The 22834-nt window shown below is 67.7% G+C and carries 17 protein-coding genes; 9 read left to right on the top strand and 8 right to left on the bottom strand.

Annotated elements, in window-relative coordinates; all coding sequences use genetic code 11:
- Positions 1-82: 82 nt before the first annotated feature.
- From prmB to dapC, 5 genes are all read right to left on the bottom strand, one after another.
- Positions 83-991, bottom strand: a complete 909-nt coding sequence (prmB, locus tag U5798_RS17930; RefSeq protein WP_039342673.1) for a 50S ribosomal protein L3 N(5)-glutamine methyltransferase — start codon at positions 989-991, stop codon at positions 83-85.
- An 11-nt stretch (positions 992-1002) separates the two neighbouring features.
- Positions 1003-2142: a succinyl-diaminopimelate desuccinylase gene (gene dapE / locus U5798_RS17935; RefSeq protein ID WP_124450606.1), complete on the bottom strand. Its 1140-nt coding sequence runs from the start codon at positions 2140-2142 to the stop codon at positions 1003-1005.
- A 90-nt stretch (positions 2143-2232) separates the two neighbouring features.
- The gene (locus U5798_RS17940; protein ID WP_124450602.1) at positions 2233-2601 is read right to left on the bottom strand and encodes an ArsC family reductase; all 369 of its coding nucleotides are present in this window, start codon (positions 2599-2601) and stop codon (positions 2233-2235) included.
- Positions 2601-3428: a 2,3,4,5-tetrahydropyridine-2,6-dicarboxylate N-succinyltransferase gene (gene dapD / locus U5798_RS17945; RefSeq protein ID WP_014896723.1), complete on the bottom strand. Its 828-nt coding sequence runs from the start codon at positions 3426-3428 to the stop codon at positions 2601-2603. The genes U5798_RS17940 and dapD overlap by 1 nt, the downstream gene beginning before the upstream one ends.
- Before the next feature lie 44 nt (positions 3429-3472).
- The gene (dapC, locus tag U5798_RS17950; protein WP_124450600.1) at positions 3473-4705 is read right to left on the bottom strand and encodes a succinyldiaminopimelate transaminase; all 1233 of its coding nucleotides are present in this window, start codon (positions 4703-4705) and stop codon (positions 3473-3475) included.
- Positions 4706-4864: 159 nt separating this feature from the next.
- Here dapC and U5798_RS17955 point away from each other — a divergent pair, with 159 nt between their 5' ends.
- The 5 genes from U5798_RS17955 to def all read left to right on the top strand — a co-directional run bounded on the left by U5798_RS17955 (position 4865) and on the right by def (position 13594).
- Positions 4865-5806 (top strand): DMT family transporter, encoded by a 942-nt coding sequence (locus U5798_RS17955; protein WP_124450598.1) that lies wholly within the window; start codon positions 4865-4867, stop codon positions 5804-5806.
- A gap of 139 nt (positions 5807-5945) precedes the next feature.
- Positions 5946-9458 carry a chromosome segregation protein SMC gene (gene smc, locus U5798_RS17960; RefSeq protein WP_124450596.1) on the top strand — a complete coding sequence of 1171 codons (3513 nt, stop codon included), beginning with the start codon at positions 5946-5948 and terminating at the stop codon, positions 9456-9458.
- Positions 9459-9544: 86 nt separating this feature from the next.
- Positions 9545-10822 (top strand): cell division protein ZipA C-terminal FtsZ-binding domain-containing protein, encoded by a 1278-nt coding sequence (locus U5798_RS17965; protein ID WP_322082777.1) that lies wholly within the window; start codon positions 9545-9547, stop codon positions 10820-10822.
- A 166-nt stretch (positions 10823-10988) separates the two neighbouring features.
- Complete coding sequence (gene ligA, locus U5798_RS17970; protein WP_124450592.1) at positions 10989-13064, top strand: NAD-dependent DNA ligase LigA; 2076 nt, start codon at positions 10989-10991, stop codon at positions 13062-13064.
- Positions 13061-13594 (top strand): peptide deformylase, encoded by a 534-nt coding sequence (gene def / locus U5798_RS17975; RefSeq protein ID WP_322082778.1) that lies wholly within the window; start codon positions 13061-13063, stop codon positions 13592-13594. Before ligA ends, def begins: the two co-directional genes overlap by 4 nt.
- A 79-nt stretch (positions 13595-13673) precedes the next feature.
- On the opposite strand, the gene U5798_RS17980 is transcribed toward def, so the two are convergent.
- The 3 genes from U5798_RS17980 to map are packed head-to-tail and all read right to left on the bottom strand — an operon-like array spanning position 13674 to position 19125.
- Positions 13674-15671: a pseudouridine synthase gene (locus U5798_RS17980; protein WP_322082779.1), complete on the bottom strand. Its 1998-nt coding sequence runs from the start codon at positions 15669-15671 to the stop codon at positions 13674-13676.
- A 16-nt stretch (positions 15672-15687) separates the two neighbouring features.
- Positions 15688-18264: a [protein-PII] uridylyltransferase gene (locus U5798_RS17985; RefSeq protein ID WP_322082780.1), complete on the bottom strand. Its 2577-nt coding sequence runs from the start codon at positions 18262-18264 to the stop codon at positions 15688-15690.
- 45 nt (positions 18265-18309) lie between these two features.
- Positions 18310-19125: a type I methionyl aminopeptidase gene (gene map / locus U5798_RS17990; RefSeq protein ID WP_322082781.1), complete on the bottom strand. Its 816-nt coding sequence runs from the start codon at positions 19123-19125 to the stop codon at positions 18310-18312.
- Between the two features lie 377 nt (positions 19126-19502).
- Between map and rpsB the strand changes: the two genes are divergently transcribed.
- From rpsB to frr, 4 genes are all read left to right on the top strand, one after another.
- Complete coding sequence (gene rpsB / locus U5798_RS17995; protein WP_006752149.1) at positions 19503-20243, top strand: 30S ribosomal protein S2; 741 nt, start codon at positions 19503-19505, stop codon at positions 20241-20243.
- 162 nt (positions 20244-20405) lie between these two features.
- Positions 20406-21287, top strand: a complete 882-nt coding sequence (gene tsf / locus U5798_RS18000) for a translation elongation factor Ts (RefSeq protein ID WP_021159104.1) — start codon at positions 20406-20408, stop codon at positions 21285-21287.
- A gap of 156 nt (positions 21288-21443) precedes the next feature.
- Positions 21444-22157: a UMP kinase gene (gene pyrH, locus U5798_RS18005; RefSeq protein ID WP_011352459.1), complete on the top strand. Its 714-nt coding sequence runs from the start codon at positions 21444-21446 to the stop codon at positions 22155-22157.
- 91 nt (positions 22158-22248) lie between these two features.
- Positions 22249-22809 carry a ribosome recycling factor gene (gene frr, locus U5798_RS18010; RefSeq protein WP_039342717.1) on the top strand — a complete coding sequence of 187 codons (561 nt, stop codon included), beginning with the start codon at positions 22249-22251 and terminating at the stop codon, positions 22807-22809.
- Positions 22810-22834: the final 25 nt, after the last annotated feature.

The raw sequence follows: 22834 nt of genomic DNA on the forward strand, positions 1-22834 counted from the left end.
GGCGGCCGGGCGGCCGCCTACGCGCATCTTACCCAACCGTGCGGCGCAATGGTGCGCCGCACGGCGGGCGGGCCGGAAGGGCTCAGGCCTTGCGCGGCAGGTCCGACGCCTGGATCAGGAACACGGCGTCGTCGCCCGCGCTGGTGGGCAGCCACGTGAGTTCGAGGCCGCCGAACGCGGCTTCGACGTTCTCGCGCTCGTTGCCGATCTCGACGACGAGCACGCCGTCGTCGTGCAGCCAGCGGTGCGCTTCGGCGACGATGCGTCGCACGATGTCCATGCCGTCGTCGCCGCCCGCGAGCGCCATCTCCGGCTCGTGCCGGTATTCGGGCGGCAGCGCGGCCATCGACGATGCGTTCACGTACGGCGGGTTCGTCAGGATCACGTCGTAGCGCGAGCCCGGGTCGGTGCGGAAGGCGGGCAGCGGGGCGTAGAGGTCGCCGCGGTGCAGCCCGATGCGGTCTTCGAGACCGTAGTCGCGCACGTTGATCTCGGCGACTTCGAGCGCCTTGTCCGACAGGTCGACCGCGTCGATCTCGGCGTTCGGGAACGCGCTTGCCGCCAGGATCGCGAGGCAGCCGGAACCGGTGCACAGTTCGAGCACCGCGCCGACCTGTTCGGGATCGGCGACATACGGCTGCAGCCCGTCGTCGAGCAGTTCGCCGATGAACGAGCGCGGCACGATCACGCGTTCGTCGACGTAGAAGCGGTGGCCGTGCATCCACGCTTCATGCGTGAGGTACGCGGCCGGCACGCGATCGGTCGCGCGCCGCTCGATCACCGCGAGCACGGCCGCGATCTCGTCGGGCAAGAGGCGCGCGTCGAGGAACGGCTCGAGCGTGTCGAGCGGGAGGTCGAGCGTGCGCAGCACGAGGTAGGCCGCTTCGTCGTACGCGTTGTCGGAGCCGTGGCCGAACGCGAGCTTCGCCTTCGAGAAGCGCGTGACCGCGTAGCGCAGCAGGTCGCGGACAGTGGCAAAAGGTGTCGTCATGCGGGGCTCCATCAGGCGATCAGTTGTTCGAGCACGCGGCGGTACACGTTCTTCAGCGGATCGACGAAGCGCACTTCGATGTGCTCGTCGATCTTGTGGATGCTGCCGTTCGGCGGGCCGAATTCGATCACTTGCGGGCAGATGCGCGCGATGAAGCGGCCGTCCGACGTGCCGCCCGTCGTCGACAGCTCGGTCGTGATGCCGGTCTCAGTGCGGATCGCGTTTTCCAGCGCGCCCGACAGCTCGCCGCGCGGCGTGAGGAACGGCAGGCCGCTGACCGACCACTTCAGCGTGTATTCGAGGCCGTGCTTGTCGAGGATCGCGTGCACGCGTGCCTGCAGGCCCTCGACCGTGCTGGCGGTCGAGAAGCGGAAGTTGAACAGCAGGTCGGCGTGGCCGGGGATCACGTTGGTCGCGCCGGTGCCTGCGTGCAGGTTCGACACCTGCCAGGTGGTCGGCGGGAAGTATTCGTTGCCTTCGTCCCACTGCTCGGCGGCGAGCTCGGCGAGCGCCGGCGCGAGCAGGTGGATCGGGTTCTTCGCGAGGTGCGGATACGCGATGTGGCCCTGCACGCCCTTGACGACCAGTTCGCCCGACATCGACCCGCGGCGGCCGTTCTTGACGACGTCGCCGAGCTCGGCGGTCGACGTCGGCTCGCCGACGATGCAGTAGTCGAGGCGCTCGCCGCGTGCCTGCAGCAGTTCGACGACCTTCACGGTGCCGTCGGTGGCCGGGCCTTCCTCGTCGCTCGTGATCAGGAACGCGATCGCGCCGCGGTGGCCGGGGTGGGCCGCGACGAATTCCTCGGACGCGACGACGAACGCCGCGAGCGACGTCTTCATGTCGGCCGCGCCGCGTCCGTACAGCTTGCCGTCGCGATGGGCGGGAATGAACGGCGGCGAGGTCCACTGCTCGAGCGGGCCGGTCGGCACGACGTCGGTGTGGCCCGCGAACGCGAGCAGCTTGCCGTCGCGGCCGTCGGTGCCGCGCTTGACGGCCCACAGGTTGGTCACGCCGTGCGACGCGATGGTTTCGCACTCGAAGCCGAGCGCGGCGAGGCGCTCGGTCATGATCTGCTGGCAGTGCTGGTCGTCGGGCGTCACGGACGCGCGGGCAATCAGCTGTTCGGTAAGGGCTAGGGTGGCGGACATGGTTCGGACCACTTTCGATAAAAAATGCCGGCGCGGTGGCCGGCAGCGACAGGACGTCGGGCTGCGCCGGCGGGCGCAGCGCGGGCGACCCTATGCGGCAAACAGCGCCGCGTATTGATCGGCCACGAAGCCGAGCGATTTCACGCGGCCGTTGACGACGAGCACGGGGCGCTTGATGACCGACGGCTTGTGGATCATCAGTGCGACCGCGCCGGTCTTCGTTTCGGCCGCGGCCTTCATCGCGTCGTCCAGGCCGCGCCACGTCGTGCCGCGCTTGTTGACGAGCGCGTCGAGCGACACGTCCTTCAGCCAGTCTTCGACCAGCGGCGCGCTGACGCCGAGCTTCTTGAAGTCGTGAAACTCGAACTCGACGCCGTGATCGTCGAGCCACACGCGGGCCTTCTTCACGGTGTCGCAGTTCGGAATGCCGTAGACGACCACGGTGCGCGGCTTGGCCATCAGTCGCCTCGCAGCAGCTCGTTCAGGCCGACCTTCGCACGCGTCTTCGCGTCGACCTTCTTGACGATCACCGCGCAGTACAGGCTGTGCGAACCGTCCTTCGACGGCAGGTTGCCGGCGACGACGACCGAGCCGGCCGGGATGCGGCCGTAGCTGACTTCGCCCGTCTCGCGGTCGTAGATCTTCGTGCTCTGGCCGAGGTACACGCCCATCGAGATCACCGAGTTTTCCTCGACGATCACGCCTTCGACGACTTCCGAGCGCGCGCCGATGAAGCAGTTGTCTTCGATGATGACCGGGTTCGCCTGCAGCGGCTCGAGCACGCCGCCGATGCCGACGCCGCCCGACAGGTGCACGTTCTTGCCGATCTGCGCGCACGAGCCGACCGTCGCCCACGTGTCGACCATCGTGCCTTCGTCGACGTATGCGCCGATGTTGGTGTACGACGGCATCAGCACGACGTTCTTCGCGATGAACGAGCCGCGGCGCGCGATGGCCGGCGGCACGACGCGGAAGCCGCCCGCGGCGAAATCTTCAGCCGTGTAGTTCGCGAACTTCGACGGCACCTTGTCGTAGAACTGCGAGTAGCCGCCGGCCGGCATCGGTGCGTTGTCTTCCAGGCGGAACGACAGCAGCACGGCCTTCTTCAGCCACTGGTGCACGGTCCAGTTGCCGTCGATCTTCTCGGCAACGCGCAGCGCACCTTTGTCGAGTTGCTCGATCGCGTGAGCGACGGCCTCGCGGACGTCGGCGGGCGCGGCCTTCGGCGACAGCTCGGCGCGGTTGTCCCAGGCGGTATCGATGATTTGCTGAAGTTGTTGCGACATGTTCGTTTTCGCAGGAGATGGATGGAATTGATCGGGATGGACGATTACCGCGCGAGAGCCCGGCAGAAATCGACGATGCGTTGCGCGCCCTCGACGCATTCGGGGGTGCCCGCGACGAGCGCGATCCGGATGAAATCGCGGCCCGGATTCGACCCGTGCGCATCGCGCGCCAGGTACGAGCCGGGCAGAACCGTCACATTATAGTCGGCGTACAGGCGGCGGGCGAACTCGGTGTCCGACAGCCCGGTGCGCGACACGTTGGCCCACAGGTAGAACGCGGCATCGGGCAGTTTCACGTCGATCACGTCGGCGAGCATCGGCGTGACCGTATTGAACTTCTGCAGGTACAGCGCGCGGTTCTCGCGCACGTGCGCCTCGTCGTTCCACGCGGCGATGCTCGCGTGCTGCCAGACCGGCGACAGCGCCGCGCCGTGGTACGTGCGGTACAGCAGGAATTGCTTCAGCAGCGCCGCGTCGCCTGCGACGAAGCCCGAGCGCATGCCCGGCACGTTCGAGCGCTTCGACAGGCTCGACAGCATCACGAGGCGCTCGAAGCCGCGGCCGAGGCGGTGCGCGGCCTCGAGGCCGCCGAGCGGCGGCGCCGCTTCGTCGAAATAGATTTCCGAATAGCACTCGTCGGACGCGATCACGAAACCGTGGCGGTCGGACAGCGCGAACAGTTCGCGCCAGTCGTCGAGCGTCAGCACGGCGCCCGTCGGGTTGCCCGGCGAGCACACGTACAGCAGCTGCGTGCGCGCCCAGACTTCATCGGGCACGGCCGCGTAGTCGCACGCGAAGTTGCGGGTCGGGTCGCTGTTCGCGAAATAGGGTTCGGCACCGGCCAGCAGCGCCGCGCCTTCGTAAATTTGATAGAAAGGATTCGGACAGAGTACGATCGCCTTCTCGCCCTGCGCGGCCGGGCGCGCGTCGATCACGGTCTGCGCGAGCGAGAACAGCGCCTCGCGCGACCCCGACACGGGCAGCACCTGCGTGGCCGGATCGATCGCCGGCAGCCCGTAGCGGCGCTCGAGCCAGTGTGCGATCGACGTGCGCAGCGCATCCGAGCCGGCCGTGGCCGGGTACGACGCGAGACCGTCGAGCGCGGCCACCACGGCGTCGCGGATCAGCGCCGGCGTCGGGTGTTTGGGCTCGCCGATGCCGAAGCTGATCGGTTTGAGGTCGCCGGAAGGCGTCACGTCCTTGAACAGGGCGCGCAGCTTTTCGAAGGGATAGGGCTGGAGCGAGTCGAGTCGAGGGTTCACGGGCGAAGCGGCCATCGCGGCCGGTTGGTGCGAAAGAAGCGGCGGGCGTGCCGCGCGGCTGCGAACGGGCGCCGGTGGCGCGCGGGTCGCAGCGGACGATTATAGCGTGACGGAAGGCGGTCACGGCCTGCCGGAACGGCGGCCGGGCCGGCCGAATAAAGGGTATCGAACCAAATGAATAACGCAGTACGCGGCAGCCTGCCGACGCTGGCCATCCTGATCGGCGCGTCGGTATGGGGCCTGATCTGGTATCCGTTGCGGATCCTCGCTTCGCTCGGCGTGACGGGCACGCTCGCGAGCGCGCTGACGAGCCTCGTGGCGTTCCTGTTCGTGGTCGTCGCGCGGCATCGCACCATCGCGACGCTGCGCTGGCACTGGGTGCTGCCGGGCATCGCGGTGACGGCCGGCGTGACGAACCTCGGCTTCGTCTGGGGCACGATCCACGGCGAGGTCTTGCGCGTGATGCTGCTGTTCTACCTGACCCCGGCGTGGACCGCGATCTACGCGCACTTCCTGCTGCGCGAGCGGCTGACCTGGGCCGGCGCGGGGCTCGCGGCGCTGTCGATCGGCGGCGCGATGCTGATGCTGTGGTCGCCGCAGCTCGGCCTGCCGCTGCCGGCCAATCCGGCCGAATGGGCCGGCCTCGCGGCCGGGCTGAGCTTCGCGATGAGCAACGTGCTCGTGATCAAGGCGAGCCGCGAGCTGCCGGAGATGCGCGCGGAAATGCGCACCGCGACGCTGTTCGGCGGCGCGGCCGTGTTCGGTGCGATCGCGTCGCTGTTCGAGGGGCTGCCGGCCGCGCCGGCGGGCGGCCAGCTCGGGGTGGCCGTGCTGATCATCGCGGCGATCGGCGTGACGATGGCGTCGAACAACCTGCTCGTGCAATATGGCCTCGCGCGGGTGCCGGCGAACCGGGCGTCGATCATCATGCTGTTCGAGATCGTGATCACCGCGCTGTCGGCGTGGGTGTTCGCCAGCGAGCTGCCGACCGCGCGCGAATGGGCCGGCGGCGTGTGCATCGTGCTGGCGACGCTGCTGTCGAGCCGGGTCCATCGGGCCGCGCCCGCACCGGGCAAACCCGGCGACGGTCGGGACGGCGCACGCGCGATGGTATGATGGAAGCCGTTTGCGGGGCCCAACGCTGTATGCGCGCGGCCCCGTTTTTGAATTCCGGGGCGCGTCGCGCGCATGGGCCGTCCGGCCCCGCGCAGTGCGGCCCCGTCCGTTTCACACCTTCTTCACATCCGATACCGCCGTGCGTCTGAGCTCGATCAAACTCGCTGGCTTCAAATCCTTCGTCGATCCCACGCATTTCCAGGTTCCGGGCCAGCTTGTCGGCGTGGTAGGCCCGAACGGGTGCGGCAAGTCCAACATCATCGATGCCGTGCGCTGGGTGCTCGGCGAGTCGCGCGCCTCCGAGCTGCGCGGCGAGTCGATGCAGGACGTGATCTTCAACGGCTCGACCGCACGCAAGCCCGGCAGCCGGGCCAGCGTCGAGCTGATCTTCGACAACTCCGACGGCCGTGCGGCCGGGCAGTGGGGCCAGTACGGCGAGATCGCCGTGAAGCGCGTGCTGACGCGCGACGGCACCTCGAGCTACTACATCAACAACCTGCCGGCGCGCCGCCGCGACATCCAGGACATCTTCCTCGGCACGGGCCTCGGGCCGCGTGCGTACGCGATCATCGGGCAGGGCATGATCGCGCGGATCATCGAGGCGAAGCCGGAAGAGCTGCGCGTATTCCTCGAGGAAGCCGCCGGCGTGTCCAAGTACAAGGAACGCCGCCGCGAAACCGAGAACCGCCTGCACGACACGCGCGAGAACCTGACGCGCGTCGAGGACATCGTCCGCGAACTCGGCGCGAACCTCGAGAAGCTCGAGGCGCAGGCCGTCGTCGCGACCAAGTACAAGGAACTCGTCGCCGACGGCGAGGAGAAGCAGCGTCTCTTGTGGCTGCTGCGCAAGAACGAGGCCGCCGGCGAGCAGCAGAAGCAGCAGCGCGCGATCGAACAGGCACAGATCGACCTCGAGGCGCAGACTGCGAAGCTGCGCGAGGTCGAGGCGCAACTCGAGACGCTGCGCGTCGCGCACTACGCGGCAAGCGACGCGATGCAGGGCGCGCAGGGTTCGCTGTACGAGGCGAATGCCGAAGTGAGCCGCCTCGAGGCCGAGATCAAGTTCATCGTCGAATCGCGCAATCGCGTGCAGGCGCAGATCGCCGCGCTGAACGCGCAGCGCGAGCAATGGCGCGCGCAGGCCGAGAAGTCGCAGGACGAGCTCGAGGAAGCCGAAGAGGCGCGCGCGATGGCCGACGAGAAGGCCGCGCTCGCCGAAGACAACGCAGCCGCGAAGCACGACGCGCTGCCGGCGCTCGAAGCGAAGTGGCGCGATGCGCAGGCGCAGCTCAACGACGAGCGTGCGCGGATCGCGCAGACCGAGCAGTCGCTGAAGCTCGAGGCCGCGCACCAGCGCAACGCCGACCAGCAGCTGCAGCAGCTTCAGCAGCGCCACGAGCGCCTGAAGAGCGAGGCGGGCGGGCTCGACGCGCCGGACGAGGCGCAGCTCGAGGAGTTGCGCATGCAGCTCGCCGAGCAGGAAGAGATCCTCGCCGAAGCGCAGGCGCGCCTCGCCGACGCGCAGGAAACGGTGCCGCGTCTCGACGGCGAACGCCGTGCCGCGCAGGAGCGCGTGCAGGCCGAAGCCGCGCAGATCCACCAGCTCGAAGCGCGCCTCGCCGCGCTGAAGCAGCTGCAGGAAAACGTGCAGACCGAAGGCAAGGTCCAGCCGTGGCTCGACAAGCACGAGCTCGGCGCGCTGCCGCGTCTGTGGAAGAAGCTGCACGTCGAGGCCGGCTGGGAAGCGGCGCTCGAGGCCGTGCTGCGCGAGCGCCTCGCGGCGCTCGAAGTGTCGAATCTCGACTGGGTGAAGGCGTTCGCGACCGACGCGCCGCCCGCGAAGCTCGCGTTCTACGCGCCGCCCGCGGCCGGCGAAGCGCCCGCCGCGGTAGCCGGGCTGCGCCCGGTGCTGTCGCTCGTGCGCATCGACGACGCGGGCATCCGCGCGGTGCTGAACGACTGGCTCGGCAACGTGTACGTCGCCGACGACGTCGCCCAGGCGCTTGCCGCGCGTGCGCAGCTGCCGGCTGGCGGCGCGTTCGTCGTCAAGGCCGGTCATGTCGTCACGCGCGTCGGCGTGCAGCTGTACGCAGCCGATTCGGAGCAGGCCGGGATGCTGGCCCGCCAGCAGGAAATCGAAAACCTGACGCGCCAGGTGCGTGCGCAGGCGCTGCTCGCCGACGAGGCGCGCACTGCCGCCGTGCGTGCGGAAGCCGCGCACACGCAGGCCACGCAGGCGCTCGGCGACGTGCGCGCGCAGGCCGAACGTGCGACGCAGCGCGTGCATGCGCTCCAGATGGACGTGCTGAAGCTCGCGCAGGCGCACGAACGCTACACGCAACGCAGCACGCAGATCCGCGAGGAACTCGAGGAAATTGGCGCGCAGATCGAGGAGCAGCGCGCGCTGCGCGCGGAGTCGGAAGCGAATTTCGAGCGTTTCGACGGCGAACTCGCCGAACTGCAGGCACGCTTCGAAGACAACCAGCTCGCGTTCGAATCGCTCGACGAATCGCTGACGCAGGCGCGCCAGGAAGCGCGCGACCTCGAGCGCGGCGCGAACGATGCACGCTTCGCCGCGCGCAACGCGGTGACGCGGATCGACGAGCTCAAGCGCAGCATCCAGGTCGCGCACGAGCAGAGCGAGCGCGTCGCCGGGTCGCTGGAAGACGCACGTGCCGAACTCGAGACGATCAACGAGCAGACCGCGCATACGGGCCTGCAAGACGCACTCGAGATTCGCGCGGTAAAGGAAGAAGCGCTGCAGGCTGCGCGGATCGAGCTCGACGACCTGACCGCGAAGCTGCGCGCGTCGGACGAGCAGCGCCTCGTGGCCGAGCGCTCGCTGCAGCCGCTGCGCGACCGCATCACCGAATTGCAGTTGAAGGAGCAGGCCGCGCGCCTGTCCGTCGAGCAGTTCGCCGAGCAGCTCGTGACGGCCGAGGTCGACGAGGCCGCGCTGTCCGCGAAGCTGACGCCGGACCTGAAGCCGTCGTACCTGCAGGGCGAAGTCACGCGCTTGAACAACGCGATCAACGCGCTCGGCCCGGTGAACATGGCCGCGCTCGACGAGCTGAAGGCCGCGAGCGAGCGCAAGGTGTTCCTCGACGCGCAGTCGGCCGACCTGATCGACGCGATCACGACGCTCGAGGACGCGATCCACAAGATCGACCAGGAAACCCGCACGCTGCTGCAGGGCACCTTCGACGAGGTCAACCGCCACTTCAGCGACCTGTTCCCGCGCCTGTTCGGCGGCGGCCAGGCGAAGCTGATCATGACGGGCGACGAGATTCTCGATGCCGGCGTGCAGGTGATGGCGCAGCCGCCGGGCAAGAAGAACGCGACGATCCACCTGCTGTCGGGCGGCGAGAAGGCGCTGACCGCGACTGCGCTGGTGTTCGCGATGTTCCAGCTGAACCCGGCGCCGTTCTGTCTGCTCGACGAGGTCGACGCGCCGCTCGACGACGCGAACACCGAGCGTTTCGCGAATCTCGTGCGCGCGATGTCCGACAAGACGCAGTTCCTGTTCATCTCGCACAACAAGATCGCGATGGAAATGGCGCAGCAGCTGATCGGCGTGACGATGCAGGAGCAGGGCGTGTCGCGGATCGTTGCGGTGGACATGGAAACGGCCGCGGGTTTTGCCCAGAATTGACGTTTGACGAAACCGGATCGCGTTCGCGCGGCGCATGACGCGCCCGTTCGCGGTCCCGACGAAAAAGAATTGCTGATGGAGCGTGCATGGACGAGTTGACACTCGGTTTGATCGGCGCGGGTGCTGTCGTGGTGGGCGGCGTCGTGGTCTACAACGCGTGGCAGGGTGCGAAAGTGCGGCGCAGGATGCCGCGCCCGATGCCGGAGGAAGCGGCCGAGGCGATGAACCGCCCCGAGCGCGACGAAGAGTTGCCGTTCATCGAGCCGGTGCGTCAGCCGGTGCGCCGCGAGCCTGCGGCTCCGGCCGCGACGGCGGCCGCTGCGCCGTCCGAAGTCGCGCGCGTCGAGCCGACGTTCGGCGGCGCGGCGCCGGCCGACACACCGGCCGATCTGCAGGCCGAGGCGACCGGCGTCGACACGCCGGCCGAAGTGCCCGGGCCGGCTGCCGGCGAGGAAGCCGTGCCGGCGGCCGCGCACGAAGCGCCGGCCGAGGCGGCCGAGCCGTCCGAACCCGTGCTGCCGGCCGCGACGACGATCTCGTCGGCGCCGCCGGCGATCGTCGATCGCCGGATCGACTGCATCGTGCCGATCCGTCTCGCCGGGCCGCTGCCGGGCGACAAGATCCTGCCGGCCGCGCAGCGGCTGCGCCGCGCGGGAAGCAAGCCCGTGCACATCGAAGGCAAGCCGGAAGGCGGCCAGTGGGAGCTGCTGCAGAACGGCGTGCGCTACGAAGAACTGCGCGCGGCCGCGCAGCTCGCGAACCGCAGCGGCGCACTGAACGAACTCGAATTCTCCGAATTCGTGACGGGCGTCCAGCAGTTCGCCGACACGATCGACGGCGCGCCGGAATTCCCGGACATGATGGAAACGGTCGCGATGGCGCGCGAGCTCGATGCGTTCGCCGCGCAGTGCGACGCGCAGCTGTCGATCAACGTGATGTCGGATGGCGCGCCGTGGTCGGCGAACTACGTGCAGGCGGTCGCGTCGCAGGACGGGCTGCTGCTGTCGCGCGACGGCACGCGGTTCGTGAAGCTCGACGCGAAGCAGAACCCGGTGTTCATGCTGCAGTTCGGCGATACGAACTTCCTGCGTGACGACCTCACGTACAAGGGTGGCAACATGATCACGCTGGTGCTCGACGTGCCGGTCGCCGAAGAGGACATCCTGCCGTTCCGGCTGATGTGCGATTACGCGAAGTCGCTGTCCGAACGCATCGGCGCACGCGTCGTCGACGATTCGCGCCGGCCGCTGCCGGAATCGCAACTGCTCGCGATCGAGCAGCAGCTGATGAAGCTGTACGCGAAGCTCGAGGAAGCGGGCATCCCGGCCGGTTCGTCGGTCACGCGCCGACTCTTCAGCCAGTAACGCGAGGGTGCGGACGGCGGGCTTCGGCGCCGCCGTTCGCCGTTGCGGCGCACACTCTCCGGTGTGCACTGCAACACGCTCATCGGGCCCGCATTGCACGCCCCGCCGCGGCGTCAAACTGAGATAATCGGAAATCCGATTTTTTCAGAACGAATCAGCCGCCAGCATGGCCCGAACCCAAGCCGAACCGCCAGCCAGCCAGCCCGACGCGCGCGCCGCGTGGCTGCGCGACCAACTCGAGCGGGCGAACTACGCCTATTACGTGCTCGATCAGCCGGATCTGCCCGACGCCGAATACGACCGGCTGTTCCGTGAGCTGCAGCAGCTCGAAACCGACCATCCCGAACTCGTGACGCCCGATTCGCCGACGCAACGCGTGGGCGGCGAAGCGGCCGGCGGCTTCACGCCGGTCGTCCACGACGCGCCGATGCTGTCGCTGAACAACGGTTTCGCCGACGAGGACATCGTCGCGTTCGACAAGCGCATCGCCGATGCGCTCGACAAGACGACCGATCTCGCCGGCTCGGTGACGGAGCCCGTCGAATATGCGTGCGAACTGAAGTTCGACGGTCTCGCGATCTCGCTGCGCTACGAGCAGGGCGTGTTCGTGCAGGCATCGACGCGCGGCGACGGGACGACGGGCGAGGACGTGACCGAGAACGTGCGCACGATCCGCTCGATCCCGCTGAAGCTGAAGGGCAAGAACGTGCCGGCCGTGCTCGACGTGCGCGGCGAGGTGCTGATGTTCAAGCGTGATTTTGCACGCCTGAACGAACGCCAGCGCGCGGCCGAGCAGCGCGAATTCGCGAACCCGCGCAACGCGGCGGCCGGCAGCCTGCGCCAGCTCGACTCGAAGATCACCGCACAGCGCCCGCTGTCGTTCTTCGCGTACGGGATCGGCGTGCTCGACGGGATGCCGATGCCCGACACGCACAGCGCGCTGCTCGACTGGTACGAGTCGCTCGGCCTGCCCGTGAACCGCGAACGCGCGGTCGTGCAGGGCGCCGAAGGCCTGCTCGACTTCTTCCGCAAGGTCGGCGAGAAGCGCGACTCGCTGCCGTACGACATCGACGGCGTCGTCTACAAGGTCAACCGGCGTGACGAGCAGGAGCGGCTCGGCTTCGTGTCGCGTGCGCCGCGCTTCGCGCTCGCACACAAGTTTCCTGCGCAGGAAGCGCTGACGAAGCTCGTCGCGATCGACGTGCAGGTCGGCCGCACCGGCGCGATCACGCCGGTCGCACGCCTCGAGCCCGTATTCGTCGGCGGCGCGACCGTCACCAATGCGACGCTGCACAACGAGGACGAGGTGCGCCGCAAGGACATCCGGATCGGCGACACCGTGATCGTGCGCCGCGCGGGCGACGTGATCCCGGAGGTGGTCGGCGCGCTGCTCGACCGGCGTCCGGCCGACGCGGCCGAATTCGTGATGCCGACCGAATGCCCGGTGTGCGGCTCGAAGGTCGAGCGCCTGCCGGACGAGGCGATCGCCCGCTGCACGGGCGGCCTGTTCTGCCCGGCGCAGCGCAAGCAGGCGCTGTGGCATTTCGCGCAGCGCCGCGCGCTCGACATCGACGGGCTCGGCGAAAAGATCATCGACCAGCTCGTCGAGCTGAATCTCGTGCGCACGCCGGCGGACCTGTTCAATCTCGGCTTCGCGACGCTGGCCGAGCTCGACCGGTTTGCCGAGAAGTCCGCGCAGAATCTGCTCGATTCGCTCGAGAAGGCGAAGCACACGACGCTCGCGCGCTTCATCTACGGGCTCGGCATCCGCCACGTTGGCGAATCGACCGCGAAGGATCTCGCGAAGCATTTCGGCTCGCTGACGCCGATCATGGACGCGTCGATCGAGGAACTGCTCGAAGTCAACGACGTCGGGCCGATCGTCGCCGAGTCGCTTCACCAGTTCTTCGCGGAAGAGCACAACCGGACCGTGATCGAGCAGCTGCGCGCGCCGGGCAAGGTCACGTGGCCGGAAGGACCGCCCGCGCCGAAGGCGCCGCAGGGCGTGCTGGCCGGCAAGACGGTCGTGCTGACGGGCACGCTGCCGACGCTCACGCGCGATGCCGCGAAGGAGATGCTCGAGGCGGCGGGCGCGAAGGTCGCGGGCTCGGTATCGAAGAAGACGGATTACGTGGTCGCGGGCGCCGAAGCCGGCAGCAAGCTCGCGAAGGCCGAGGAACTCGGCATCCCCGTGCTGGACGAAGACGGTCTGCACCAACTTCTGGAGGGCAATACGCCATGATTCGCGAGATTCTGAAGATGGGCGATCCGCGCCTGCTCGAAATCGCCAAGCCGGTCGAGCGGTTCGATACCCCCGAACTGCACGAGATCGTCGCGGACATGTTCGAGACGATGCACCACGCGAACGGCGCCGGGCTGGCCGCGCCGCAGATCGGCATCGGGCTGCAGATCATCATCTTCGGCTTCGGCAACAACAACCGCTACCCGGATGCGCCGCCGGTGCCCGAGACCGTGCTGATCAACCCGAAGATCGAGTACATGCCGCCGGACATGGAAGAGGGCTGGGAAGGCTGCCTGTCGGTGCCGGGCATGCGCGGCGTCGTCAGCCGCTACGCGAAGGTGCGCTACAGCGGCTTCGACCAGTTCGGCGAGAAGATCGATCGCGTCGCCGACGGGTTCCACGCACGCGTGGTCCAGCACGAATACGATCACCTGATCGGCAAGCTGTATCCGATGCGGATCACCGACTTCACGCGCTTCGGCTTCACCGAGGTACTGTTCCCGGGGCTCGATCCGGCCGACGACGACTGATCGCCCGGTCTCCGGCAAACAAGAAAAAAGCCCGCGTTCGCGGGCTTTTTCATTGCATGGCGCACGTTGCGTGCCTGCGTCAGAACGTCTCGTCGGCCGACAGATAGCGCCATTGACCCTGCGGCAGCGCGCCGAGCATCACGCGGCCCATGCGCACGCGCTTCAGGCCGATCACGTCGAGGCCGACCAGTTCGCACATGCGGCGGATCTGGCGCTTCTTGCCTTCGCGCAGCACGAAACGCAGCTGCTCGCCGTTCTGCCAGCTCACCATCGCGGGCTTCAGCGCGACGCCGTCGAGTTCGAGGCCGTGGCGCAGCTTCGCGAGCGATTCCGCCGGGAAGTGCTGGTCGATGTCGATGAGTCGTTCGCCGAAGCGCACGCGCACCAGGTACTCCTTGTCGATGTCCGACTGCTCGCCGATCAGCTGCTTCGCGATCACGCCGTTCTGCGTCAGCACGAGCAGGCCGGTCGAGTCGATGTCGAGCCGGCCTGCCGGGGCGAGTGCGTGCAGGTGCTGCGGCGAGAAGCGCACCGGCGAATGGTCGCCGCTCCAGCGATTGGCGCGCGTGATCAACACGGCCGCCGGCTCGTAGCCGTCTTCCGCCTGGCCCGACACGTAGCCGACCGGCTTGTGCAGCAGGATCGTCACCTGCGCGGCTTGCGCGGCGCTCGCACGCTCGTCGATCTCGATCTTCTGGTCGGCGCGGACCTTGGTGCCGAGCGTGTCGATGCGTTCGCCGTCGACGAGCACCCAGCCCTTTTCGATCCATTCGTCGGCTTCGCGGCGCGAGCACATGCCGAGCTCGGACATCCGCTTCGACAGGCGCATCAGGCCCGTTTCGTCGCCGTAGTCGACGTCGGCCGCGGCGGCACGCTTGACCGGCTGCGCGGTCTTGACCGCGCCGAACGAGCGGCGCTCGCCGTCGCGTGCGGGGCGGGCCGGGCGGTCGCCGAAGCTGCGCTTCGCGCCTTCGCCGGCCGTCTTGTCGCGATACGACGGGCGCTTGCCTTCGTCGCTACCTGCTGCACGGCGCGGACGGGCATCGTCATCACGGCGCGGCGGACGATCGGACGACGTGCGGCGGTCGCCGAAGCTGCGTTTTGCGCCTTCGCCGGCTGCGTTGTCGCGATAGGACGGGCGCTTGCCTTCCTCGGTGCCTGCGCGGCGCGGACGTGCGTCGTCGTCGCGGCGCGGCGGGCGATCCGACGACGTACGGCGGTCGCCGAAGCTGCGTTTTGCGCCTTCGCCGGCTGCGTTGTCGCGATAGGACGGACGCTTGTCGTCGGCACCCGCGCGGCGCGGACGCGCGTCGTCGTCGCGGCGCGGCGGACGATCCGACGACGTACGGCGCTCGCCGAAGCTGCGCTTTGCGCCTTCGCCGGCTGCGTTGTCGCGATAGGACGGGCGCTTGTCGTCGGCGCCTGCGCGGCGCGGACGCGCATCGTCGTCGCGGCGCGGCGGACGATCCGACGACGTACGACGGTCGCCGAAGCTGCGCTTCGCACCTTCGCCGGATGCGTTGTCGCGATAGGACGGACGCTTGCCTTCATCGGTGCCTGCGCGACGCGGACGTGCATCGTCGTCGCGGCGCGGCGGACGATCCGACGACGTGCGACGCTCGCCGAAGCTGCGCTTAGCGCCTTCGCCGGCTGCGTTGTCGCGATAGGACGGACGCTTGCCTTCATCAGCACCTGCGCGGCGCGGACGTGCATCGTCGTCACGGCGCGGCGGACGATCCGACGACGTGCGACGGTCGCCGAAACTGCGCTTAGCGCCTTCGCCGCCTGCGTTGTTGCGATAAGGAGCACGCGTGCCGCGTTCGGCACCGCCGTCACGCGGCGCACGCTTGGCCGGTGCGCGATCCGCGCCCGGGCGCTCGGCGCCTGCGGCCCCGCGCGGCTTGAACGAGCGCTCGCCGGCCGCTGCCGGGGCAGCCTTGTTCGGGCGGGCCGGCTTGTCCCCTGCGGGCGGCGGCGCAGGACGTACCGCCTTGCGGGCGACGAGGCTGCCGGAGCGGACAGGGGCGCGGGTCGGCGACGCCGGCTTCGGATTCTTGACGGTTAGTTTGGTGCGCATAAACGCTGGGATTCATTCAGACTGCGATCGCACGCAGCAATTCGGTTTCGAGCTGGATCTGCAGGCGGTTGTCGGACAGGCCGGCACCCGCGAGCAGGAAGATGTCCTCGACGCGTTCGCCGAGCGTGTTGATCCGCGCCGCATGGACGCCGATCCGATGCTCGGCGAGTACGCGCGCGATCGAATAGAGAAGGCCCGGCCGGTCGTTGGCCGACACGGACAGGATGTAGTACTGGCCGCGCTCGTCGGCCCGCAGGTCGACGCGCGGCGTGATCGGAAACGTCCGGGACAGCCTCGACAGGCGGCCCTTGGACGGCTCCGGCAGCGGGGCGGTTTCGGCGAGCCGCGTCGCGAGCTGCTGCTCGACGAGATTCGCGATGTCGCGATACCGCACGTCGCGCTCGGTTTGCGTGACGATGAAGTTGTCGAGCGCATAGCCGTGCCGCGTCGTGCTGACGCGCGCGTCGAGCACCGACAGCCCGTTGCGGTCGAAATACGCGCAGATGCCCGCGAACAGGTCGGGGCGGTCCTTCACGTACACGAGCACCTGCAGCGCGTCGCCGATCGGCGACGGCCGCGCGCGGACGATCGCGGTTTCGGCGTTCACGTGCCGGTACAGCACGCGCGTCTGCCACGCGATGTCGGCCGCGTCGTGACGCAGGAAAAAGCCGACGTCGAGCTGATCCCACAGTGCGCGGTGGGCGTCGTCGGGCACGGTCTCGAGGCGCAGCAGCGCGAGCGCCTGCTCCTGCCGCGACTTCAGCTCCGAATGCGCGTCGGGGTTCGCGCCGCCGAGCACCGCGAGCGTGATGCGGTACAGGTCCTCGAGCAGCTTGCCCTTCCACGTGTTCCACACCTTCGGGCTCGTGCCGCGGATATCGGCGACGGTCAGCAGGTACAGCGCGGTGAGGTAGCGCTCGTTGCCGACGACTTCTGCGAAGCGCTTGATGACTTCGGGATCGCTCGTGTCCTGCTTCTGCGCGACCTGGCTCATCGTCAGGTGATGCTGGACGAGCCATACGATCAGCGACGCGTCGTCGCCGGCGATGCCGTGCTCGCGGCAGAAGCGCCGCGCATCGGCCATCCCGAGCGTCGAGTGGTCGCCGCCGCGGCCCTTCGCGATGTCGTGGAACAGCGCCGCGACATACAGCACCCACGGACGCTCGAAGTTGCCGATCAGCTGGCTGCAGAACGGATATTCGTGCGCATGCTCGGCCACCGCGAAGCGGCGGATGTTGCGCAGCACCATCAGGATGTGCTGGTCGACCGTGTACACGTGGTACAGGTCGTGCTGCATCTGGCCGACGATGCGGCGGAAGTTCAGCAGATAGCGGCCGAGCACGCTCGTCTGGTTCATCAGCCGGAACGCGTGCGTGATGCCTTCGGGCTGCTGCAGGATCCGCATGAACATGTCGCGGTTCTGCGGGTCGCGGCGCCACGCGTTGTTCATGACGTCGCGCGAGTTGTACAGCGCACGCAGCGTGCGGGCGGACAGGCCTTTCACGCCGCGGGTCGTCTCGTACAGCAGGAACGCTTCGAGGATCGCGTCGGGATGGCGTTCGAACACGCCGTCGTCGACGATCTCCAGCATCCCCTGCTTCTCGACGAAGCGGTCGGGCGACAGCACGCGCGTGATGCCGCTCGTCGCCGGGAAGAGTTGCGCCTCGATGTTCTGGATCAGGATCGTCGCGAGCTGCGTGACGGCTTTCGCGGACCAGTAGTAGCGGCGCATCAGCTGCTCGCTCGCGCGCTTGGTCTGCGTCGGCTGGTAGCCGAAGCTCTCGGCGGCCTGCGTCTGCAGGTCGAACACGAGCATGTCCTGGCGGCGGCCGGCGATCACGTGCAGCCGCGCGCGCAGCGTCTTCAGGAATCCTTCGTTGCGGCGCAACTCGCGCGCTTCGCGATCGGTGATGAGCCCGCGCGTGTCGAGTTCGCGCCAGCTGCTGCCGAAGCCCGCCGCGCGTGCGATCCACAGGATCGTCTGCAGGTCGCGCAGCCCGCCGGGGCTTTCCTTCACGTTCGGTTCGAGGCTGTACGGCGTGTCCTGGAACTTCGCGTGGCGCTGGCGCATCTCGAGCACCTTCGCGGTGAAGAATGCGCGGGCGTCGAGCGCCTCGTGGTAGCGCACCGTGAAGCGCTCGAACAGCGCGGTGCTGCCGACGATGCGGCGCGCTTCCAGCAGCGAGGTCTGCACCGTGACGTCCTGCGACGCCTCCTCGATGCACTGCCCGACCGTGCGCACGCTGCTGCCGATCTCGAGGCCGAGATCCCACGCCATCCCGATGAAGCGTTCGATGCGCGCGTCGAGCGCCGGATCGTGCGCATCGGGCAGCAGCACGAGGATGTCGACGTCGGAATAGGGCGCGAGCTCGCCGCGCCCGTAGCCGCCGACGGCGACGAGCGCGAGCGTCGCGGGCAGCCCGCAGTCGTCCCACACGCGCTTGAGCGCGTCGTCGGTGAGTTTCGACAGCGCGTGCATCAGCGCCGCGACGTTCGTCGCGCGGCGAAAGCGCTCGAGCATCTCCGTCTTGGCGGCCTTGAATTCGGCGCGCCGCGACAGCGCGTCGGGCGAGGGGGCAGCGTGAGCGCTCATGGGCAGCCGTTCAGGTGCGGGTGGGGCGGGCTGGCGCGACGGCGCTCAGACGGCGGCGGCCGGTTGTGCGAACACGGGGCGCGCGGGCGTGCCGGCCGACACGGTCAGCACGTCGTAGCCGGTTTCGGTGACGAGCACCGTGTGCTCCCACTGCGCGGACAGGCTGCGGTCGCGCGTCTTGACCGTCCACTGGTCGGGCATCGTGCGGATGTCGCGCTTGCCGGCGTTGATCATCGGCTCGATCGTGAAGATCATCCCGGCCTTCAGTTCGATCCCGGTGCCCGGACGGCCGTAGTGGACGACCTGCGGATCTTCGTGGAACACCGTGCCGATGCCGTGGCCGCAGTATTCGCGCACGACGCTGTAGCCCTGCGCTTCCGCGTGCTTCTGGATCGCGTAGCCGATGTCGCCGAGGTGCGCGCCGGGCTTGACCTGGTCGATGCCGAGCCACATGCATTCGTAGGTGGTCTGCACGAGGCGCTTCGCGAGGATCGAGCCTTCGCCGACGATGAACATCCGGCTGGTGTCGCCGAAGTAGCCGTTCTTGATCACGGTGATGTCGATGTTCAGCGCATCGCCGTTCTTGATCACCTTCTCGCCGGGAATGCCGTGGCAGATCACGTCGTTGACCGAAATGCAGGTGGCCTTCGGGTACGGCGGGTAGCCGGGCGGCTGGTAGTTCAGCGGCGCGGGGATCGTGCCCTGTACGTCGAGCATGAACGCGTGGCAGAGGCGATCGAGTTCGGCGGTCGTGACGCCCGCGACGACGTGCGGCGTGATGAAGTCGAGCACTTCGCTGGCGAGACGGCAGGCGACGCGCATCTCCGCGATATCGTGTTCGTTTTTGAGCGTAATAGCCATCGAGGTATGCCTGGAATGCGGTGAATTGACGGATTATCGCACCTTATGGCGCCCCTCGCAGCCCCTGCCGGCCGCGCGGATGCGGGTTTTCGCGGATTGTTCGGCCAGCTGGCGCGCGGCAGCGAAAGTGCCGGGCGACTTGAGAGCGGACAAATCGGCGTGCTATACTCTTTGGCTAAGTCGATATCCAAATGCCGAGCTTTCCCCGTTTTGGGGCGGCATGGCGGTGAAAGGCTTGCGGCACGGGCGTTTTGCACGTGTCGAATCGCAAGCCGGCGCAACCAGGGTGCCGGCCGCGTGGAATTCGCGCCTTTCGGGGCAGGTTCGCGCGGCGGTACGGCGGCCGGCTTAAGACCCAACCCTCGTGGAGAATTTACATGGCAGTTACGATGCGCCAAATGCTGGAAGCGGGTGTCCACTTCGGTCACCAGACGCGCTTCTGGAACCCGAAGATGGCTCCGTTCATTTTCGGTCACCGCAACAAGATTCACATCATCAACCTCGAAAAGACGCTGCCGATGTTCACGGACGCACAGAAGTACGTGCGCCAGCTGGCAGCGAACCGCGGCACGATCCTGTTCGTCGGCACGAAGCGTCAATCGCGTGACACGATCGCCCAGGAAGCGCAGCGCGCAGGCATGCCGTTCGTCAACGCACGCTGGCTCGGCGGCATGATGACCAACTTCAAGACGCTGAAGGTATCGATCAAGCGCCTGAAGGACATGGAAGCGGCAGTCGAGGCAGGCGAGCTCGAGAAGATGAGCAAGAAGGAAGCGCTGCTGTTCGAACGCGAAATCGCCAAGCTGCAGAAGTCGATCGGCGGCGTGAAGGACATGGGCGGCATTCCGGACGCAATCTTCGTCGTCGACGTCGGTTACCACAAGATTGCCGTCACGGAAGCGAACAAGCTGGGCGTGCCGGTCATCGCCGTGGTCGATACGAACCACTCGCCGGAAGGTGTGGATTACGTGATCCCGGGTAACGACGACTCGAGCAAGGCAGTCGCGCTGTACGCCGAAGGCGTGGCCGACGCGATCCTCGAAGGCCGTGCGAACGCGGTCAACGAAGTGGTCCAGGCTGCACGCGGCGACGACGAGTACGTCGAGGAAAACGCGTAACTGGCCCCGAGCCGGCGCAAAAAGGGGGCTCTCAACAGGCCCCCTTTTTTTAAGCTTGTGCGCCGGACCTGATCGCGCCGAATCGGCGCGGGTCCGGAAACGAATCTCGGCCGTTCGCGTCCAAGCGGGCGGCGTTGTGAATACAGACTCAAGGAGCGAATGATGGCGGCAATTACCGCAAGCATGGTGGCAGAACTGCGCGCAAAGACCGACGCACCGATGATGGAGTGCAAGAAGGCGCTGACGGAAGCCGACGGCGATCTGGCCAAGGCTGAAGAGCTGCTGCGCGTCAAGCTCGGCAACAAGGCGAGCAAGGCCGCATCGCGCGTGACGGCTGAAGGCGTCGTCGCATCGTTCGTCGGCGGCAACGCAGGCGCGCTGGTCGAACTGAACTGCGAAACCGACTTCGTCGCGAAGAACGACGACTTCCTCGCATTCTCGAAGACGGTTGCGGAACTCGTCGCGACGCAAAACCCGGCCGACGTGGCTGCGCTGTCGGCGCTGCCGCTCGAAGGCTCGACGGTCGACGCAGTGCGCCTGGCACTGATCGGCAAGATCGGCGAGAACGTGTCGATCCGCCGTTTCGTCCGTTTCGAAACCGCGAACAAGATCGCAACGTACCTGCACGGCGCGCGTATCGGCGTGATCGTCGAGTACACGGGCGCGGAAGAGCAGGTCGGCAAGGACGTCGCGATGCACATCGCGGCCATGAAGCCGGTCGCGCTGTCGTCGGCCGACGTGCCGGCGGAACTGATCGAGACGGAACGCCGCGTGGCCGAGCAGAAGGCTGCGGAATCGGGCAAGCCGGCTGAAATCGTCGCGAAGATGGTCGACGGCAGCGTCCAGAAGTACCTGAAGGAAGTGTCGCTGCTGAACCAGACGTTCGTGAAGAACGACAAGCAGACGATCGAGCAGATGCTGAAGGCAGCGAATGCCGCAGTGCAGAAGTTCGCGCTGTTCGTCGTCGGCGAAGGCATCGAGAAGCGCCAGGACGACTTCGCCGCCGAAGTGGCCGCGCAAGTCGCAGCAGCAAAGCAGCAGTAAGCAGTCAGGCAGTATCCGCGGCGGGCGTCCGCTCCGCCGCGGCCGGCGGCGCCGCCGGCCGGCCGGGAACCCCGGTCCGGTCGTCGGCGCTTGCCCGAATCAGTATTTCGCCCCTACAGTTCGTGGTTGTCATCCTCTCGTCGCTCGGAAGCCCCTATGTCCAATGCCTATAAACGCGTCCTTCTCAAACTCTCCGGCGAAGCGCTGATGGGCGACGATGCCTTCGGCATCAATCGCGCGACGATCGAACGGATGGTGGCCGATATCGCCGAAGTCGTGCGTCTCGGTACGCAGCTCGCGGTCGTGATCGGTGGCGGTAATATTTTCCGCGGTGTCGCGGGTGGCGCGGCCGGCATGGACCGTGCGACGGCCGACTACATGGGGATGCTCGCGACGATGATGAACGCGCTGGCGCTGCAGGACGCGATGCGCCACGCCGGCATCGAGGCGCGCGTGCAGTCCGCGCTGCGCATGGACCAGGTCGTCGAGCCGTACATCCGGCCCCGTGCGATCCGCCAGCTCGAGGAAGGCCGCGTCGTGATTTTCGCGGCCGGTACGGGCAACCCGTTCTTCACGACGGATACGGCCGCCGCGCTGCGCGGTTCGGAAGTGGGCGCCGAGGTCGTGCTGAAGGCGACCAAGGTCGATGGCGTATATTCTGCCGATCCGAAGAAGGATCCGTCGGCCACGCGCTACACGACGATCACTTTCGACGAGGCGATCAGCCGCAACCTGCAGGTGATGGACGCGACGGCCTTCGCGCTGTGCCGCGACCAGAAGCTGCCGATTCGCGTGTTTTCGATCAACAAGCCGGGCGCGCTCAAGCGCATCGTGCTGGGCGAGGACGAAGGTACGCTCGTCCACGTGTAAACTCCCGCGGATGCGGGTCGTCGGCCGCGGCGTCTATCCTGCGCCGGGCGGGGCCCGCGTTCTTTGAAGGTTTGAAGGTTCGGAGGTTGAAATGAGTGTCGCTGATACCAAGAAGGGCGTCGAGCAAAAGATGCAGCGCTCGATCGAAGCGTTCAAGAACGATCTGGCAAAGATCCGTACGGGCCGTGCACACACCGGCCTGCTCGATCACGTTCAGGTCGACTACTACGGCTCGATGGTGCCGATCTCGCAGGTCGCGAACCTGACGCTCGTCGACGCGCGCACGATCGGCGTGCAGCCGTGGGAAAAGAACATGGTCGCGAAGGTCGAGAAGGCCATCCGCGAAGCCGATCTGGGCCTGAATCCGGCAACGGCCGGCGACCTGATCCGCGTGCCGATGCCCGCGCTGACGGAAGAGCGCCGCCGCGAGCTGACCAAGGTCGTGAAGAGCGAAGGCGAGACGGCCAAGGTCGCGATCCGCAACCTGCGCCGCGACGCGAACGAAGCGCTCAAGAAGCTCGTGAAGGACAAGGAAATCTCGGAAGACGACGAGCGCCGTGCGAGCGACGACGTGCAGAAGCTGACCGACAAGCACGTCGCCGAGATCGACAAGCTCGTGCAGAGCAAGGAAGCCGAGATCATGACGGTCTGACGACCGTCCTCGCGCGCCACCTTCT

The sequence above is a fragment of the Burkholderia sp. BCC1972 genome (assembly GCF_905339605.1).
In the GTDB taxonomy this organism is placed as follows: Bacteria; Pseudomonadota; Gammaproteobacteria; order Burkholderiales; family Burkholderiaceae; genus Burkholderia.

What these genes read in the sequence shown, in the direction of transcription:
- prmB (WP_039342673.1), bottom strand. Translation starts at nt 991, where the DNA reads ATGACGACACCTTTTGCCACTGTCCGCGACCTGCTGCGCTACGCGGTC.
- dapE (WP_124450606.1), bottom strand. Translation starts at nt 2,142, where the DNA reads ATGTCCGCCACCCTAGCCCTTACCGAACAGCTGATTGCCCGCGCGTCC.
- U5798_RS17940 (WP_124450602.1), bottom strand. Translation starts at nt 2,601, where the DNA reads ATGGCCAAGCCGCGCACCGTGGTCGTCTACGGCATTCCGAACTGCGAC.
- dapD (WP_014896723.1), bottom strand. Translation starts at nt 3,428, where the DNA reads ATGTCGCAACAACTTCAGCAAATCATCGATACCGCCTGGGACAACCGC.
- dapC (WP_124450600.1), bottom strand. Translation starts at nt 4,705, where the DNA reads ATGGCCGCTTCGCCCGTGAACCCTCGACTCGACTCGCTCCAGCCCTAT.
- U5798_RS17955 (WP_124450598.1), top strand. Translation starts at nt 4,865, where the DNA reads ATGAATAACGCAGTACGCGGCAGCCTGCCGACGCTGGCCATCCTGATC.
- U5798_RS17965 (WP_322082777.1), top strand. Translation starts at nt 9,545, where the DNA reads ATGGACGAGTTGACACTCGGTTTGATCGGCGCGGGTGCTGTCGTGGTG.
- ligA (WP_124450592.1), top strand. Translation starts at nt 10,989, where the DNA reads ATGGCCCGAACCCAAGCCGAACCGCCAGCCAGCCAGCCCGACGCGCGC.
- def (WP_322082778.1), top strand. Translation starts at nt 13,061, where the DNA reads ATGATTCGCGAGATTCTGAAGATGGGCGATCCGCGCCTGCTCGAAATC.
- U5798_RS17980 (WP_322082779.1), bottom strand. Translation starts at nt 15,671, where the DNA reads ATGCGCACCAAACTAACCGTCAAGAATCCGAAGCCGGCGTCGCCGACC.
- U5798_RS17985 (WP_322082780.1), bottom strand. Translation starts at nt 18,264, where the DNA reads ATGAGCGCTCACGCTGCCCCCTCGCCCGACGCGCTGTCGCGGCGCGCC.
- map (WP_322082781.1), bottom strand. Translation starts at nt 19,125, where the DNA reads ATGGCTATTACGCTCAAAAACGAACACGATATCGCGGAGATGCGCGTC.
- rpsB (WP_006752149.1), top strand. Translation starts at nt 19,503, where the DNA reads ATGGCAGTTACGATGCGCCAAATGCTGGAAGCGGGTGTCCACTTCGGT.
- tsf (WP_021159104.1), top strand. Translation starts at nt 20,406, where the DNA reads ATGGCGGCAATTACCGCAAGCATGGTGGCAGAACTGCGCGCAAAGACC.
- pyrH (WP_011352459.1), top strand. Translation starts at nt 21,444, where the DNA reads ATGTCCAATGCCTATAAACGCGTCCTTCTCAAACTCTCCGGCGAAGCG.
- frr (WP_039342717.1), top strand. Translation starts at nt 22,249, where the DNA reads ATGAGTGTCGCTGATACCAAGAAGGGCGTCGAGCAAAAGATGCAGCGC.